The organism is [Borrelia] tanukii (assembly GCF_030439725.2).
GTDB classification, from domain to species: Bacteria; Spirochaetota; Spirochaetia; order Borreliales; family Borreliaceae; genus Borreliella; species Borreliella tanukii.
In genome coordinates this window covers 14,478-29,047 of the sequence record NZ_CP179579.1, presented here as the reverse complement: position 1 = coordinate 29,047, position 14,570 = coordinate 14,478, and the positions used below count along the sequence as shown (strand labels likewise).

At 25.4% G+C, this 14,570-nt stretch carries 16 protein-coding genes and 4 pseudogenes; 9 read left to right on the top strand and 11 right to left on the bottom strand.

Features of this window, described 5'->3' with window-relative positions:
- The first annotated feature begins 325 nt into the window (after positions 1 to 325).
- Entirely contained in the window at positions 326 to 544 is a 219-nt protein-coding gene (locus tag QIA27_RS05160; RefSeq protein WP_418906261.1) for a P13 family porin, read from the top strand.
- A gap of 63 nt (positions 545 to 607) precedes the next feature.
- Positions 608 to 792 (top strand): annotated as a pseudogene (locus tag QIA27_RS05155) (P13 family porin).
- 62 nt (positions 793 to 854) lie between these two features.
- Here the strand turns inward: QIA27_RS05155 and QIA27_RS05150 are convergent.
- Together QIA27_RS05150 and QIA27_RS05145 are read right to left on the bottom strand one after the other, a co-directional pair.
- The gene (locus tag QIA27_RS05150; RefSeq protein WP_418906260.1) at positions 855 to 1,730 is read right to left on the bottom strand and encodes a P12 family lipoprotein; all 876 of its coding nucleotides are present in this window, start codon (positions 1,728 to 1,730) and stop codon (positions 855 to 857) included.
- Positions 1,731 to 1,978: 248 nt separating this feature from the next.
- Positions 1,979 to 2,166 (bottom strand): annotated as a pseudogene (locus QIA27_RS05145) (zinc ribbon domain-containing protein); the annotation flags it as partial.
- 95 nt (positions 2,167 to 2,261) lie between these two features.
- On the opposite strand from QIA27_RS05145, the gene QIA27_RS05140 reads away from it, so the two are divergent.
- Positions 2,262 to 2,435 (top strand): hypothetical protein, encoded by a 174-nt coding sequence (locus tag QIA27_RS05140; protein WP_418906259.1) that lies wholly within the window; start codon positions 2,262 to 2,264, stop codon positions 2,433 to 2,435.
- A 485-nt stretch (positions 2,436 to 2,920) separates the two neighbouring features.
- Here the strand turns inward: QIA27_RS05140 and QIA27_RS05135 are convergent, their stop codons facing one another.
- The gene (locus QIA27_RS05135; RefSeq protein WP_418906258.1) at positions 2,921 to 3,334 is read right to left on the bottom strand and encodes a hypothetical protein; all 414 of its coding nucleotides are present in this window, start codon (positions 3,332 to 3,334) and stop codon (positions 2,921 to 2,923) included.
- Between the two features lie 1,434 nt (positions 3,335 to 4,768).
- On the opposite strand from QIA27_RS05135, the gene QIA27_RS05130 reads away from it, so the two are divergent.
- A complete protein-coding gene (locus QIA27_RS05130) occupies positions 4,769 to 4,987 on the top strand; it encodes a hypothetical protein (protein WP_418906265.1) in 219 nt (72 codons plus the stop codon).
- Between the two features lie 455 nt (positions 4,988 to 5,442).
- Here the strand turns inward: QIA27_RS05130 and QIA27_RS05125 are convergent, their stop codons facing one another.
- Complete coding sequence (locus QIA27_RS05125; protein WP_418906257.1) at positions 5,443 to 6,006, bottom strand: P52 family lipoprotein; 564 nt, start codon at positions 6,004 to 6,006, stop codon at positions 5,443 to 5,445.
- A gap of 457 nt (positions 6,007 to 6,463) precedes the next feature.
- On the opposite strand from QIA27_RS05125, the gene QIA27_RS05120 reads away from it, so the two are divergent.
- Positions 6,464 to 7,342, top strand: a complete 879-nt coding sequence (locus QIA27_RS05120; RefSeq protein WP_418906256.1) for a virulence associated lipoprotein — start codon at positions 6,464 to 6,466, stop codon at positions 7,340 to 7,342.
- Positions 7,343 to 8,070: 728 nt separating this feature from the next.
- On the opposite strand, the gene QIA27_RS05115 is transcribed toward QIA27_RS05120, so the two are convergent.
- A complete protein-coding gene (locus tag QIA27_RS05115) occupies positions 8,071 to 8,340 on the bottom strand; it encodes a hypothetical protein (protein WP_418906255.1) in 270 nt (89 codons plus the stop codon).
- 373 nt (positions 8,341 to 8,713) lie between these two features.
- Between QIA27_RS05115 and QIA27_RS05110 the strand changes: the two genes are divergently transcribed.
- Both QIA27_RS05110 and QIA27_RS05105 read left to right on the top strand, forming a co-directional pair.
- Positions 8,714 to 8,968, top strand: a complete 255-nt coding sequence (locus tag QIA27_RS05110; protein ID WP_418906254.1) for a P13 family porin — start codon at positions 8,714 to 8,716, stop codon at positions 8,966 to 8,968.
- A gap of 4 nt (positions 8,969 to 8,972) precedes the next feature.
- Complete coding sequence (locus QIA27_RS05105; protein ID WP_418906264.1) at positions 8,973 to 9,197, top strand: P13 family porin; 225 nt, start codon at positions 8,973 to 8,975, stop codon at positions 9,195 to 9,197.
- Between the two features lie 235 nt (positions 9,198 to 9,432).
- Here QIA27_RS05105 and bdr read toward each other — a convergent pair whose 3' ends face one another.
- The 6 genes and pseudogenes from bdr to QIA27_RS05075 form a co-directional block, all read right to left on the bottom strand.
- Positions 9,433 to 9,777: a Bdr family repetitive protein gene (gene bdr / locus QIA27_RS05100; protein WP_418885549.1), complete on the bottom strand. Its 345-nt coding sequence runs from the start codon at positions 9,775 to 9,777 to the stop codon at positions 9,433 to 9,435.
- Between the two features lie 166 nt (positions 9,778 to 9,943).
- Positions 9,944 to 10,564, bottom strand: coding sequence for a chromosome replication/partitioning protein (locus QIA27_RS05095; protein WP_418906253.1), 621 nt, complete (start codon positions 10,562 to 10,564; stop codon positions 9,944 to 9,946).
- A 95-nt stretch (positions 10,565 to 10,659) separates the two neighbouring features.
- Positions 10,660 to 11,415: a ParA family protein gene (locus QIA27_RS05090; RefSeq protein ID WP_418906252.1), complete on the bottom strand. Its 756-nt coding sequence runs from the start codon at positions 11,413 to 11,415 to the stop codon at positions 10,660 to 10,662.
- On the bottom strand, positions 11,388 to 11,951 hold the full coding sequence (locus tag QIA27_RS05085) for a DUF226 domain-containing protein (RefSeq protein WP_418906251.1): 564 nt from the start codon (positions 11,949 to 11,951) through the stop codon (positions 11,388 to 11,390). Before QIA27_RS05085 ends, QIA27_RS05090 begins: the two co-directional genes overlap by 28 nt.
- Positions 11,944 to 13,293, bottom strand: a complete 1,350-nt coding sequence (locus tag QIA27_RS05080) for a plasmid maintenance protein (RefSeq protein ID WP_418906250.1) — start codon at positions 13,291 to 13,293, stop codon at positions 11,944 to 11,946. Before QIA27_RS05080 ends, QIA27_RS05085 begins: the two co-directional genes overlap by 8 nt.
- A gap of 191 nt (positions 13,294 to 13,484) precedes the next feature.
- A pseudogene (locus tag QIA27_RS05075) lies at positions 13,485 to 13,951 on the bottom strand (transposase); the annotation flags it as partial.
- 48 nt (positions 13,952 to 13,999) lie between these two features.
- On the opposite strand from QIA27_RS05075, the gene QIA27_RS05070 reads away from it, so the two are divergent.
- Both QIA27_RS05070 and QIA27_RS05065 read left to right on the top strand, forming a co-directional pair.
- Positions 14,000 to 14,203 carry a hypothetical protein gene (locus QIA27_RS05070; RefSeq protein WP_418906249.1) on the top strand — a complete coding sequence of 68 codons (204 nt, stop codon included), beginning with the start codon at positions 14,000 to 14,002 and terminating at the stop codon, positions 14,201 to 14,203.
- A 23-nt stretch (positions 14,204 to 14,226) separates the two neighbouring features.
- Positions 14,227 to 14,478: pseudogene (locus tag QIA27_RS05065) on the top strand (hypothetical protein).
- The last annotated feature ends 92 nt before the right edge of the window (positions 14,479 to 14,570 follow it).

Genomic DNA, 14,570 nt, shown 5'->3' with positions numbered 1-14,570 from the left:
ATATTATTATTATTTAGTATAAAGTATGAGACAACCCATCTATTAATAATAAAAGCTTATTTGAAAAGGTCGTCTCTCCAAAGCTCTCTCTTCGATTACTGAAGGATCGCAAATTATTGAAAAAGAATACTAATTATTGTACAATATTTTTCCAAAAAGAAAACAACATACTAAAAATGCACATTCAAGTAACTCAAACGATATTGAAAAAAAATTTATCTACCCAAAAACTCAAGAAATTGCACTAATATTTAATTATCAAAACTTAATTATTAGGAATTAATATTAATATGAAAAAATTTTCACATTAATATTAATTTTTGGTTTGACAATTCAAACCTTTGCATCAGAAGATAAAATTGGAAACAGTGTTGGGGATATTGAAACTACTTTGAAATATGAAAGCGAAAAAGCCGCCGTGCTTGCGCCATTCCTTTTGAATTTCTTTTTGACTTCAGGGATAGGATCCCTTGTCCAAGGAGATTATATTGGTGGCGGCGCAGTTCTTGGAAATCAAGTATTGGGGGGAGGAATATTATATTAGCTGGGTATATTATTAGCGGCACAGCAACCGGACCAGCACAAGAAATAACCCTTGGATTTAACAATGCTAGGAATAGGGAGCCTCGCGGTTACTGCATCCTACATAACTGGGCTTATTATTCCATTTACATTTGCAAATAGATACAATGCAAATCTTAGAAAAAATTTGGCATTTCGCTTGCAGGTTTTGAACCAAATTTTGATATTGGAACAAACGGATTCCAGCTCGCTTTTAAAAAAAGTTATTAATCAAGTGCAATAGTAAGGTGAATTGCCATTTCTATAATCTTTGATTTAGAAATAGTAGTTTACTACCCATTAACACTTGCTAAAACGGTTTTTGCATTTTCAATAAGTTCTTTTATATCTTGCTTGCTGCCTAGCGCCTCATTTCTTTTTAAAGAAAAAGCTTCTAAATTAATTAAAGAGCTGCTTGCATCCATTTGAGCTTGTCTAGATAATTGTAATGCATAAGATGCATTTTTTTTGCTCTCTAATCTTTTAATAATACTTTCTTTTAACCTTTTTTGAGCGCTATCAAAAAAGATAGCTGCGGAGCTTATTTCATTTTCTGCCATATCAATCTTATTTATAAGTTGATCAAGTTCAATATGTTGTTTATTTAACTCATTTTGCACTTGTGTTAATCTCCTTATCTTATCTCTGTTGTTCTTATAATTTCCCATTAGTAATGTTTTTTTATTTTGAATCTTTCCTATCACATCATAAAAATCATCTTTTATTAAAGCATATTCATCTTTAAGTACACACACATTCTTGATTAACTCAGAAAATCCAGAGTCTCCAAGAATATTCTCTAGATATTTAATTGCTTCATCTGCTTTCTTTTCTTCTTTAGTATAAGGAATTAAATCTTCTTTTTTTTGAACATGCCCAATTGAAATATCTGATATACCAACCTTATTATTCGATGATTCTGAAGACACCGCAGGATCTACAGGAACAATTAAATTCTTATATTTCCGTTCTCCAAAACTTTTAGTAAAAGCTTTTTGCTTTTCTTGATTGCTATCTAAATTATTAAAAGCATCTTCCTGAACACTATCTGAAAATTCTTTTACATCATTGTTATTTTTTTGTCCTTTATTACCCGATAATTTAAAATCTAGATTGTTGCAAGACATCAAGTCTATCATTATAATGCATATAAAAGCAATTTTTTTCATAAAAATATTATCCTATTCTCTAATCAAGAATATATATCATAAATAATAATTATTCTTAATTAAGTTATATATCACTTTGTTTAAATTACAATAAAATATAAATATATTATTGATATTTTATACTTTTTACTGTGAACTGCTATTTCTAAATCAAAGATTATAGAAATAGCTTATTGTTTCATCTCATAATAGCTTTTTAGGTTCTAAAAGAACGGTCATCCACTAGAGCATGATCCACAAGCTTTACTTCAGACAGTTCCTGCCTTAGTTTTTATTTCTTTGTAAGAATAGGCCTTAAGATTTAGAGCTGCATTTATATCTCTATCATGCAAAATATTACAAGCGCCACAAGTCCACCTAATATCACTTATTTTAGAGTTGTATTTTTAATGCCACAATTGTTGCATAGCTTACTTGATGGAAAATATCTATCAACCCAACAGATAAAGAAGATATTAGAGAAAAAATTGGAGACCCCACATATAATTTATACGAAGAGATAAGTAAGAGTTCTTTTGTAGATTGATATTGATGGAAGATGGGAGCCTTATTCCTTTATTGGGCGATGCTAGAGAGCCATTTAACTCGAAAAATTCCCAAAACACAATAGAGGACGACGGTAATTTTAGCAGCAAGCTGCTAAAATTAAAAAGCGCGCTAGAAAGTCTTAAGAAAGCAGTTGAAAACGAGCTAGAACAAAATTAAAATACACCTTTTTTGTTTTGAAATTTATCTAGTCTCTAAAAATAGAGGCTAGATTTTATCTAAAATTGTGCTTAACTTTTCGGAAGTAATAACAAAATCAAAACTCAAATAAAAAAATAGAAAAACATTATTTTAGAGTAATCATTTTTCAATTCATTGAATTGATACACTAAAGAATTATAGTCATATATTTGAGTTGTTATTTTAGGTTTTTATAATTTACTAGTTCTTTATCTTCATGTTTTTTAAATTTATTTCTTCGTTATAATTTCCAAAACAATCATTAAATAATTCTTATTTATCTTTTTAGCTTTTATTTACATTTTAAATACCCTATTTCAAGTTCTCCGGGGGACTTGTCAAAAAATGTTATAAATTTAAGATATTTTTTAATATATTTTTCAATTCTTTATAATATTCTGATATATTCACTCTAATACTTAAAATAACTTAGGCTTTACAAAAGCTATAAAAATATAACTATCTCATAGTTTTTGAAGCTTCTCTGCTAATTCTTTAGATCTTAATTCTATTTCTTTAATTTTATTTTCCAACCCTTTTATGGTTAATTTCTCTTCTTCAATTAAATTTTTTATATTTTGAAGTCTTAAGTTTACAGTCTTTAATGAATCCGTCGAAACTTCAGATTTTAGCTTATTATATTCGCTATATTCAACTTCATAAGATATTATTCTATATTGACAGTCCTCAATATTCTCTTTCCAAATTTCAACTGAATTTTTATTCTCTTTTAACATATTATCATAACTTAATTTATCGAATTCGGCCCTAAATTTAGATATCTCAGTTTTATTTATTAAATCTTTCTTTTCTACTCTATGTAATATTTCTATTTCATTTTTATACCTTTCAATATTGGCTTTATTTCGTTCAATCAATCGACTTTTAACATTGGGAATTCTTGACTCTATTTCATCAGTATAAGTTTTATGATACTTAATACTATTATCTTTTAATTGAAGATAAGATGTTGAATTATTTTCTTTTTTTTCATTCGTTAGTCTTTTAATTTCATCAAGATGAAATTGATAAACATTCGACGTCCAACCTCTTTTATACCCGTTTTCAATATAAAATTTAATTTTAGAGTTTCTTCTTCAATTTCTATTTCTAATCTTTCGATTTTATCTTGGTATTTCCTTATACAATATTTAGCTTGTCCCTTAAATTCTTCCGAAGAATATCTATCTTTAGCCTCATTTTCTAATTGTTCTCTTCTTTTTCTTTCTAATAGCTCTTTTCTTTTAATCCTTTTTTATTTCTATTTCTAATCTTGTTTTATTAACATATTAAAAGTCATCAACTAAATACTCCATACCTACTGAAAATTTATTTGTATCTTTTATATGATGAAAATCACAACCAAATAATATAAGTAAAAGTAAAAATTTAAACTAAAACAATTCATAATGCCTATTCTAGGCAATATAAAACAATATTTAGAATACCTTTTTATGTCACTTAAAATGCAATGTTCAACCGCGCTCAATTTTAAATTAGAAAGTGCATCTTTTATAGTAAAAATATTATTATAACTCATTTTATATCACCCCTCGTTTTTAAACAAAACTATCGATCGACATCCTATGATTATTAACCCTCAATCCAATAAAGTTAAGTAAACACATCGCTATTGGATATAATGAAACGATTCATTATATTTATTCAAAATAATATACAGTAATTTTAACAGAAAAAATTTTCATCTAGGGTTTACTCCATCTACATAAATAATTTGATCAAATAAAACTTAAACTATTGTAAAAATAATAAAAAAGTCTTATTACTTTATTTAAGCACTTCCATCAGTTTGTCTTTATTAATATCTCTTTAAATCTATACCCTCCTTTTTATTAAATTTGTCTTTAATATCTTCTTAAGAGTATATTCTATAGATTGATTAATTACATTTAAGTTTTGTTGCCATGTAATTTAAAATGCAACAAAATTATTTAATTAAAATTATATTTATTGGCTATTGCGGCAAAATTGGTAAATAATTTATGCATAAAATAATGTTTTTATTATTTGCACCATTTTTGCAATGATAAGTTCTTGCAAGAATTATGCAAATTAAAATCGCAAGATATAAAAAAGTTATGGGATTTTTAAATAAAGAATTAATGCGGAGCTACGCTCCTAATAATAGGGTACTTATAATCTGCCTCCAACATTGGCTGGCAAATAGCCACAATAATACGCCAATATTAAAAAACAACACAAAGAGTGGTGGTTAAAAAGAAAAAGAATAAAGGAATACAAAAAGGAAAAAAGAATGATAATAAGCAGCAAATAAGAACCCTCTTAAAAAAATAACTAAAAATAAAATTAAAAAAGCTACAAATAAAATAGATACTATAATTAGTAACATTGATAATATTAAAAGAAAAAAAGAGATGCCTGGACAAAGGATTAAAAATAAGGGCACTTATCCTATATATGATGATATTATAGGAAGTGGAGCTAGAGACTCTATACATAACATGTGGGGACAAAACATAGATATGTTGATTTTAACAATTTATTTTTAAATTTAGAAAATACTAGAAACAACTTAAGAAGCAAGCAAAATAAAAGATGGTAATAAAAATACTGTAGAAATTAGTGATATTAGGAATGATTTAAAAAGCTTAAAAAGTGATCTAGAAAAATCAAAGAATATCTTGAAAATCTTAAAAAGTAAGAGATAGCTTATAAAGCTATAAAATGTGGGGTACTTAATGTAGATTGTCTTCAATAATAGTTTTTAATATTTAATTAATATAAAAAATTAAGAATCCCTAAATAGGGTTTTTATTTTATCAAAAAAGAAAAGTCATAGAAAATAAAAATTAAAAATGCCTTATATTATTAAAATACGAAAAATCTTATTTTAAAAAAAGAATTTATAACTAAAAGCCTAATATTTTATATAATTTTATTCATTAATCCTTACATAGACATTAATACTAAAAATGAAAATTATCTTACAATCAATAGATGACAATCATCTTAAAGCGTGCTCTATTACTTTCTTCACTTTTAAATATTGTTCATCAATAGTGGGCCTAGGCATAAAAAATTCCCTCCCACCATACCAATATTCATATTTTACTTCACCTTCTACTTCACCAGAATACTTAATATCTGGAGAATATAAATCCCTTATACATGAATAAAGCCAATGAACTTCGTGTTTAAATTTATTATTCTGCTCATTTCTTATCCTACCAAACAACTTAATCAATTCTTTAGATCGCTCAGAACCTAAATCTAAAAAGAATTTATTAAAATACTCCTCATTATAGTCAATCACTGGGGGTACATCGCGATAATTAGGATCCTTTAAACTGATTATAGTCTTTTTTATATCGACTAACAAACTATGTTCAGCCACATATAATCTTAAATTAGAAAATATACCTTCAGTAATAATCTTATCAGGACCTTTATCGTAACTTTCCATTTCCAAATTCTCAAAAAAAGTTTGAACAGCTTGTTCCTGCTTATCAGGCAAATAACAACCCAATAAAGCTAATGTTATTATGCAAAAGCCAACCAAAATCCTCATATATGCTTCTTTTCCACCTTCCTACTAAAACAATCTATAAATACATAAGTTCATCCAAATACTATTTTACTAAACTCAAAAAGCTCTACTAAAATAGATTTCTCTAGAAAAAACAAGCATATATCAATTTTATCTTTTCTCAAGAATTGTTAAATAGCAAATCATTATATTGATTTATGAAAATCAAATATTTAAATAATATCCTTATAAAATAAATATATAAATACATGCATAAAAATTATGTAATAATAACAATTTTAATAAAATTAATTTTTAATAAATTTATTTATTAAAAATTAATCAAAAATATATCAAAACAGATTTTTAAAAAGCTCAAAATATTATAAAACCTTTGACAATGAAAATATTATTATTTCAATAATCTATATTCAATACAATATTAGTATTATATTAATAATGCATTATATTATCCTTATATTAATTAAGGAGAGTATTTATGAAATATAATATAATTGGAGGAATATTTGTTTTTCTATTTTTAACTGCCTGCAATCCAGATTTTAACACTAATCAAAAAGATGTGAAGTATCACTTTAGTAAAAAGAGGCTAAAATCCAATAAAAAAAGACTAAAATTTAATAAAAAGGGATTAACCCCTAAAACAGAAGTACCCCAAAATCAAGAAGCAAAATCAAATCAAGAAATAGGCCAAAATCAAAAAGAAGATCAAAGTCAAGAAGTAGACCCTAACAAAAGAACAAGAAACACACTGCTTGATGATTTAAGAAATTTAATAGAAAAAGCTAACAAATATAGAGAAACATATATAAAAAAATCAAAAGAAGAGCCAGGGGACCAATACGGAATAGAAGCTTTCAAAGGATTGTTTTGGTCAGACGCAGCGCATGAATCAATAGCAAATGATACCGAAAAATCTAAAAACTATAGAAAAGAGACTTATTGCGCCCTAAATGATATTGATATTACTAAATTAAAGGAACTTTCAGAAATTATAATACTGTCAAAACGCTCAGCAAGACTATTCAACGCCATTAGAGAATTTGGGCGTATTATCGACATCGTGATTTTATTCTTATATCCTAAAAAGGATGCTTTAGAAAAACTAGAGATTTCAAATTTAAAAAAGCTTAAAAATTCGTTTGAAAAATTATTATCCATGAAATCAATAGTATCAGACATGTTAAACCAACTTTTATTAGATTATCAAGATGATAGGAATTCTATAAAAACAGATACCACCAAGCTTGAATCTCATGCAACCAAACTTCATAATCAAATTCTAGAAAAAATTAAAGGGGTAACCGAGCTAGGAGAAGACATATTATCAATAAAGGCGTTTTTAGATACCTATTAAAATTGTCATAATGTATAAAGGCCTATCTTTAATTAAAGATAGGCTTAACGTTTTAACCAAAGATTACAAAGAGCTTTTAACCTATAACTTACATAAACTTTAATTTTAAATAAGTAAACTACTTTTTCTATAATATTTGATTAATAATAGTGGTTAGAAATAGATTAATATTATTAATGGTATATACCTTAAAAGAATTATATTTAAAGGCAATTAATGTAAAATTAATTACACATTGATAATTTTATTTTTAATAATTGGCGGTTACAAACAAAAATTAAAATTTTTTATATAACAAATTAAAAGTTTAATTATAAAGAAATAAAAATCGATAGTGTAAACAATAAAATAAATAACATAGATAATTAAAGAAAAAATTTACTACTATTATTAAAAAAGTATTAATCTGTTACTTATATTAAGCTTTCCCTAAGTGCTTTTCTACACTATATTTACAAGTATTTTATCAAATTTATAATTGTTAAAATTTTTACAAAGCATCAAAAATCTAATAATATTACTATTATTGAGAATAACTTACATTTATTTCAAAAATGTCAATAACTTGCTGATAATTCTATATTAAAAATCAAGCTGTATTTTAGATTTTTTACAAAAAATTTTTCAAAACTTTAATAAAAACTGTTTTTACTACACATTCATATATATATGATTCACAAACTTACTGATTATATTAAGAAATTATATAGATGTAATGACACTTTCTTTTAAGCATACTTATTGATTTGATTCTTAATTAATTGAAAACGCTTTAAAGTAAACTTGCTTTTAAATACTATTCTTGTTATATCGCCATTTGTTAATGCCTTATTTATACTCAATAAGCTTTCAAGTTTCATTAATGAACTGAAGAAATTTGCTCTTTTCTGTTTTAACTTCTTGGTCAAAAAAATCTTAAAGAGCATATATGTATAACTGGTAGATAGTACTATTCTCATAAAATAGTTTAAATAACCTTCTACATTTGTCCAGCTCATTCAAGAATCTTCCTTGTGCTTTAAATTCTTAACTTGCTTTTCAATCTCAGGTTTGGCTTTTAAAGGTCTTCTTTTAATTTTAATTGATCTTCATTTAGCAAAATTAGAGCAATTACTAAAATCATTTTAGACTCAAACTTATATGAATCTAAGTAACTTTAAAACCTAATTCATCTTTAAACCCCCTAAATATATTAAATATTAAAATTTGAGCTTCAAAACAAAAAATTATTAAGTATTTACTTACAACTTAAAAAATTAATTTCTATAAAAATAAAACCTTTTTTTGATTACAACAAGATGATATTAATTTATTATTAATTGCACGAATATTTTACTTATCAAAACTTATTATTAAGAGATAACAAAAAATATGAAATTAATATTAATTTTTGGTTTGACAATTCAAATTTTTGCCACAAAAGATAAGCCAGATAGAATTGAAAAAAGTGTTGCAAGTTCTCTTCAATACGATAAATATATTAGAGAAAGAATAAATCCACTCGTACCATTACTTTTAAATTTATTTTTGTTTTTAGGAATAATATCCTTTATACGAGAAGATTATATTGGTAGTGGCACAGTGTCTAGATCCTCAGTTATTGGAAGGAATCCTTTGACCAACTGAAAATATTATTGGTGATACTGCACAAAACGCAACAACAAAAATAACCAAATTCACACTAATAGGGATAGGAGCGGGAACGATTATAGCATCCCACATAACCTCGCTTATTATTCCATTTAAAGTTGCAAATAAGCATAATAAAAATCTTAAAAAAAGGCTTGGCATTGATCTTGCGGGCTTTGAACCCAATTTTGATATTGGAATAAACGAATTCAAACTGTCGTTTTAAAAAAATTATTTAATAAATGTAAAACAATAAATTTTACGAGCTAATAATAAATAGGCTTCGCCGAAAACTTTAAATTTAAAAAACGATCAACAAAACTTATTACTAGGTTATTAAATTGGCAATTAGAGTTACATTGGTATGAAAATACAATTTATACAATTATCAATAAAAATATGTTAATGCTATCTTTTTTCTCTTAAAAAGATTATAGAAGCAGCGGTTCACTTTATTTGTTTTACAATTTATTCACTACATAAAAGAATAGACTAACCAAAATACCTACTATTGCACCTTGAGAGGCCAATACAATTCCTATCATCCAATTATGAAGTTTTAATTTGCTATCGAATTCGGTTTTTAAACTTTTAATTTCTCCTTTTACAGTATTAATTTCGTCTTTTACAATGCTAATTTCATCTCTTACAAAACCTTGAAGCTCTAGTTTAACAATCTCTAAATCTTTTATTGTTATTTCATTATGATAAAATCTAGTAGCTAAATCACTTGCTAATATTTTATTCATACCCAACCTAACAAGCTCATTATACAGATCATTTTCATTCACTTTTGTATCTAACATATGCTTATTATACCCCTATTTATGGAATTTAGAAATAGCAGTTCGCGCGGACCTAGCAGACACAAAAAAAGCCCTTGTGGGCAAATATTTTACTACTGAAAACGGAGAGAGAAAAGTTCTCTAACCTAATTAAATAATAATATAATATGCAATTATTATCAAGGGTTCACTTTTTTCTTTTATATTTTCTATGCTTTTCATAATCAATCATAAGATCTGACAAAATATTTTTTTTATCTTTAATCAGTCTCTCTAGAATAAAATAGATCCTTTTGGTATCTTTTTTGCAAAAATCATAAACTTCTTTATCTTTCATTAAAATTCTAATGAGCATATTTTGGTTATCATCGTCTTCTTCTGCATTTTCTTCAATCATATCTTCTTTATATACATGTGACGAGTTGTTTTTTAGTATATTTTTATATGTGGCTACAAAACCCATTTCTTTAACTTTTTCAATAGAAATAGCCCCTTCTAAAACTTTCTCATAAATTTTCAAATACATATATGCTTGACTTCTGGCAATTACATAAGACTTTATAAACTGTTTAAAGCTTTTGAAACCATCATATTTATAAAGTTCTTTTTGCTTAATTTCATATAAAATTTTCATCCTTTGAATTTTATTATTAATATCGGATTTCAAATTTAATTTCAACTGTTCTTTTAGTTCATTATAATTTCTTAATTCCTCATCTTGATTGTTATCTAAATTTAATTCTTCGCCATTAGGGATTTTTACCCTTTTATATAAAGTTACTTGCTTTTTATTTTCCTTTTTCCCCATTTTTATCTCCTATTTTAAGGTAATTTTTGGTAAAATTACCTGTCCGATATCGAACAACTCTAGATAAGTAATATTATGGCTAACAAAAATGTTAACTATAAAGAAAAAATATTTTTTAAAGTATCTTTTATTTCTTTATGATACATTTCTTTTTTAGAGGGCTCTAATCTTCCATTTATAAGAACTTTTATGCTATTTGAAAAATGAACTTTGCCTTTAATATATTCTCTATATTCTTTATAAAGCAAATCCTCCACTTCTTTTATCGTGTTTCTATTTTTTATAAACTGATTCTCTACAATAGAAATATTGTATATTTTCTTTCTAAATTTTGTAATATCATTAACTGCATTAATCAAAATGGTAAAACTTTCTATTGACCATATTTCCACCTGAACTGGAATTACAATATAATTCGCAACATTTAAGGCATTCTTTAAGAGAAAATCTAAACTAGGAGGAGTATCTAGTAAAACATAATCAAAATTATAATTTTGAATATTCTCATTTAAATGGTGTTCTAAAATAATTTCTTTATAATCAATGGCTTCAGAATTAAATTTTCCTAAAATGGGATGAGAGGGAATTATAGAGATATAATCATTAATTTTGCAAACGCATTCATTAAAATGGAAATCTCCTTTTAGCATGCTGTAAGCATTGTATTTTTCAATATTTGAAATATATCTATTAAAATATGAAGTTAAAGAATTTTGTGGATCTAAATCAATTAATAGTACTTTTTTGCCTAATTCTTTTAATACATAAGAAAAAAGTATAGACAGTGCACTTTTCCCAACTCCTCCCTTAATTGAAGCCATTGTTATAATATTTGATTTTTTAATATCCATCTTTTTAAAATTCCTCCATCTGGTAATTTTCTATTGTAAAACTTATATACTTTGCTTTCCATTTTTTCTAAATGATTTAGCGTAAACTGATAATACTCGGTGGTTTCTTTTTCTTTTTTTCTCAACAAAGTTCTTAGAGACAATATGTAAGACTTAATAGATCCTTTTTTAAACCTAAACTCTATGTGATATAGTTTTTTTATTGCATAAATTTTATCATCTTCTTTTTTAAGAAAGAAAGGTTTTTCAAGGCGATCCCATCCGTATTTTATTCCTAAAAATTTATCATTTTCTTCTAATGCAAAAAGATTGAAAAAGTAATAATCTTTATTATTATTAAATTCTTGAAAGACAAGCCTAAATCTTTGTTCTTTATTAGTAACTCTAAAATCAACTAGATGTTTAAATATTTTTGTGTAATATACTTTTTTGCCGTTTATTTCTTCTATTTTACTAAAAGTATCTTTCTTAATTGAAATGTCGCTAATCTTTATCGAAGCTTTTTTTTGTTTTAGTTTTTCAAGTAATCTACTCAAATTTTAATCCTTTTGTCAAAATGTTAGCTAAAATATTATTGGCTATTATGCCAGCATGTCCTGAAAAGCTAGTTGTTTTATTTTTTTTCCATTTGGTAGTGTATACGTTTTTAAATTCTTCTGCAAGGATGTAAAAATCAGTTTTATAGGGTGCGATTTTTCTCATAAAATGGATTTTATCTTTATAAAGATTGAGTTTAGATAAGAAAAATTCTTTAATATCTTCAACTGCATAATCATATTTTAGATAATTTTTAAAATCCTTGTAGTTTAATAGAGTATTTTTTAGTGTTGAGGTTGGTTTTTTGGTGTTAGAAGCTATTGATTTAATTCTTTTAAAGAAAAGGTTTTCTATAGAATTCTTATTATACATATTTATATATCGTTTATTATATACAGTGATATTTTCAGTGATATTTTCAGTGATATTTTCAGTGATATTTTCAGTGATATTTTCAGTGATATTTTCAGTGATATTTTCAGTGATATTTTCAGTGATATTTTCAGTGATATTTTCAGTGATATTTTCAGTGATATTTTCAGTGATATTTTCAGTGATATTTTCAGTGATATTTTCAGTGATATTTTCAGTGATATTTTCAGTGATATTTTCAGTGATATTTTCAGTGATATTTTCAGTGATATTTTCAGTGATATTTTCAGTGATATTTTCAGTGATATTTTCAGTGATATTTTCAGTGATATTTTCAGTGATATTTTCAGTGATATTTTCAGTGATATTTTCAGTGATATTTTCAGTGATATTTTCAGTGATATTTTCAGTGATATTTTCAGTGATATTTTCAGTGATATTTTCAGTGATATTTTCAGTGATATTTTCAGTGATATTTTGAGGTTCAAAACCTCCTTTTTCTTTCTCTAAAACATCTTTTTCTTCCTTTACTTTCTTAATTAAGTCTGTTTTAGTGCTACTAAAATATTCATCAATCAATTTATGCGCAATAGGTGATACTTTATATATACAAAGCTTTCCTTTAAATTCTCCAAAGTTATTTGAAAATGCTAGTATTCTTTTTTCTAATGCTTTTAGCTTAACTAAAAATCTTAAATCTAGCCTTAGAGTATTAATTGTGGTTTCTTTTTTATTTTCTTTATATATATTTGAGTTTAGTACACGAAGTATGTCTCCTTGATGATGAACCCCAAGTTCTTTTACTTTTTCAGAAGTGAAGTGTTCTTTATTAATTGAGGTACTGTATTTTTTTTCAAACTCTTTATTTAAGTAAATAATAACTGAAATAATTTTTTTCAGCCTGCAAACTTTACTAAGTAGTTTGTTTTTGTAGGTTTGATGTTTATGGTTAGATATAACTGATTTCATTTTTAATCTCCATTTTCAGTGTATTATTATTAATAACTTTATTATAATCAAAATATTTGATTAATTTCAACCCATGAACTATTTATTTTTAAATCAAAGATTATAGAAATAGCTTTTTGATTCATCCTATGATAGCTTTTTATATTCTACAAGAACGGGCAGCCGCCAGGGCATGATCCACGAGCTTTACTTTAGGCAGTTCCTACCTTAGTTTTTATTTTTTTATAATGATAAGCCTTAAGATTTAGGGTTGTATTTTTAATACCACAATTGTTGCATAGTTTACTTGATGGGGAATGTCTATCTATTTTATATAAAGAGGATCCATGTCACTTTGATTTATATAATAATTGTTTTACAAGCTCATATCGTTCGTTCTAAATCATTACTACTTTCTCTAAACATCCTTTTTGCATACCTTGAATTGATAAGTTTTTTATTACTGTGTTTTTATATTCAATTATAAAGTAATAAGATAATTGTATGTAAAAAATCTTTTCTTTGATTTGAAATTTTCTTATACAGATTAGTAACTTATAATCTAGATTAATTCTATTAATAGAGCCTTTTTGTTTTTTTGATAGTTTCCTTTAGTTTCAATTTTTAGTAAATATTTAGGATTATTGGTTTTCTCCCCCCTGCTACTTGCTAAAAAATTGTAAATTAAGAGCTTTGATTTATTTTTTAATTTTAGGAGGGGATAATTATGAATAAAAAAATGTTTATTATTTGTTTTGTTTTTGTACTGATAAATTATTATAAATATTTTTTACATTTCTACTACTTGTATAATTCTGAACAAGATGTTTCTAAAGAATCAATTAACAAAAGACTAGATAATTATGATTTTGAAAATGAAAAGGATAGAAACCTTTTTTTGCGTATGCTCCACAAATTAGAAGGTGTTTAAGAAAAATTGGGATTAAAGAAAAAGTGTTTTTAGATGCTCTTGATGCCATGGGTTACCTCAATAAAAAAATAAGTTAATAGCTCTCTAATTATGTTCATGAAGCTTAAGGCAATAACTTATCTTATAGATGGTTATATTCAGATCAAATTTTTGATTATTTAATAGAATTGGACTTATATAAAGTTGATTATACTGAGAAATATGGAGAAAAGGCTAGCAATAGTTTGAACAATCTTATTCTAGAAATAAAGTATTTACAGCTAAACAAATATTAAAATAAATTTTGGCCGACTTGCCTAAGATTAGTTTTTTAATTTTTTAAAAATTAATCTTAGGACATACTGTTAGCATTAATGAGAGCTAAAAA

Coding starts and splice junctions, on each gene's coding strand:
- QIA27_RS05150 (WP_418906260.1), bottom strand. CDS start 1,730: ATGAAAAAAATTGCTTTTATATGCATTATAATGATAGACTTGATGTCT.
- QIA27_RS05140 (WP_418906259.1), top strand. CDS start 2,262: ATGGAAGATGGGAGCCTTATTCCTTTATTGGGCGATGCTAGAGAGCCA.
- QIA27_RS05125 (WP_418906257.1), bottom strand. CDS start 6,006: ATGAGGATTTTGGTTGGCTTTTGCATAATAACATTAGCTTTATTGGGT.
- QIA27_RS05120 (WP_418906256.1), top strand. CDS start 6,464: ATGAAATATAATATAATTGGAGGAATATTTGTTTTTCTATTTTTAACT.
- QIA27_RS05115 (WP_418906255.1), bottom strand. CDS start 8,340: ATGAGCTGGACAAATGTAGAAGGTTATTTAAACTATTTTATGAGAATA.
- QIA27_RS05110 (WP_418906254.1), top strand. CDS start 8,714: ATGAAATTAATATTAATTTTTGGTTTGACAATTCAAATTTTTGCCACA.
- bdr (WP_418885549.1), bottom strand. CDS start 9,777: ATGTTAGATACAAAAGTGAATGAAAATGATCTGTATAATGAGCTTGTT.
- QIA27_RS05095 (WP_418906253.1), bottom strand. CDS start 10,564: ATGGGGAAAAAGGAAAATAAAAAGCAAGTAACTTTATATAAAAGGGTA.
- QIA27_RS05090 (WP_418906252.1), bottom strand. CDS start 11,415: ATGGATATTAAAAAATCAAATATTATAACAATGGCTTCAATTAAGGGA.
- QIA27_RS05080 (WP_418906250.1), bottom strand. CDS start 13,293: ATGAAATCAGTTATATCTAACCATAAACATCAAACCTACAAAAACAAA.
- QIA27_RS05070 (WP_418906249.1), top strand. CDS start 14,000: ATGAATAAAAAAATGTTTATTATTTGTTTTGTTTTTGTACTGATAAAT.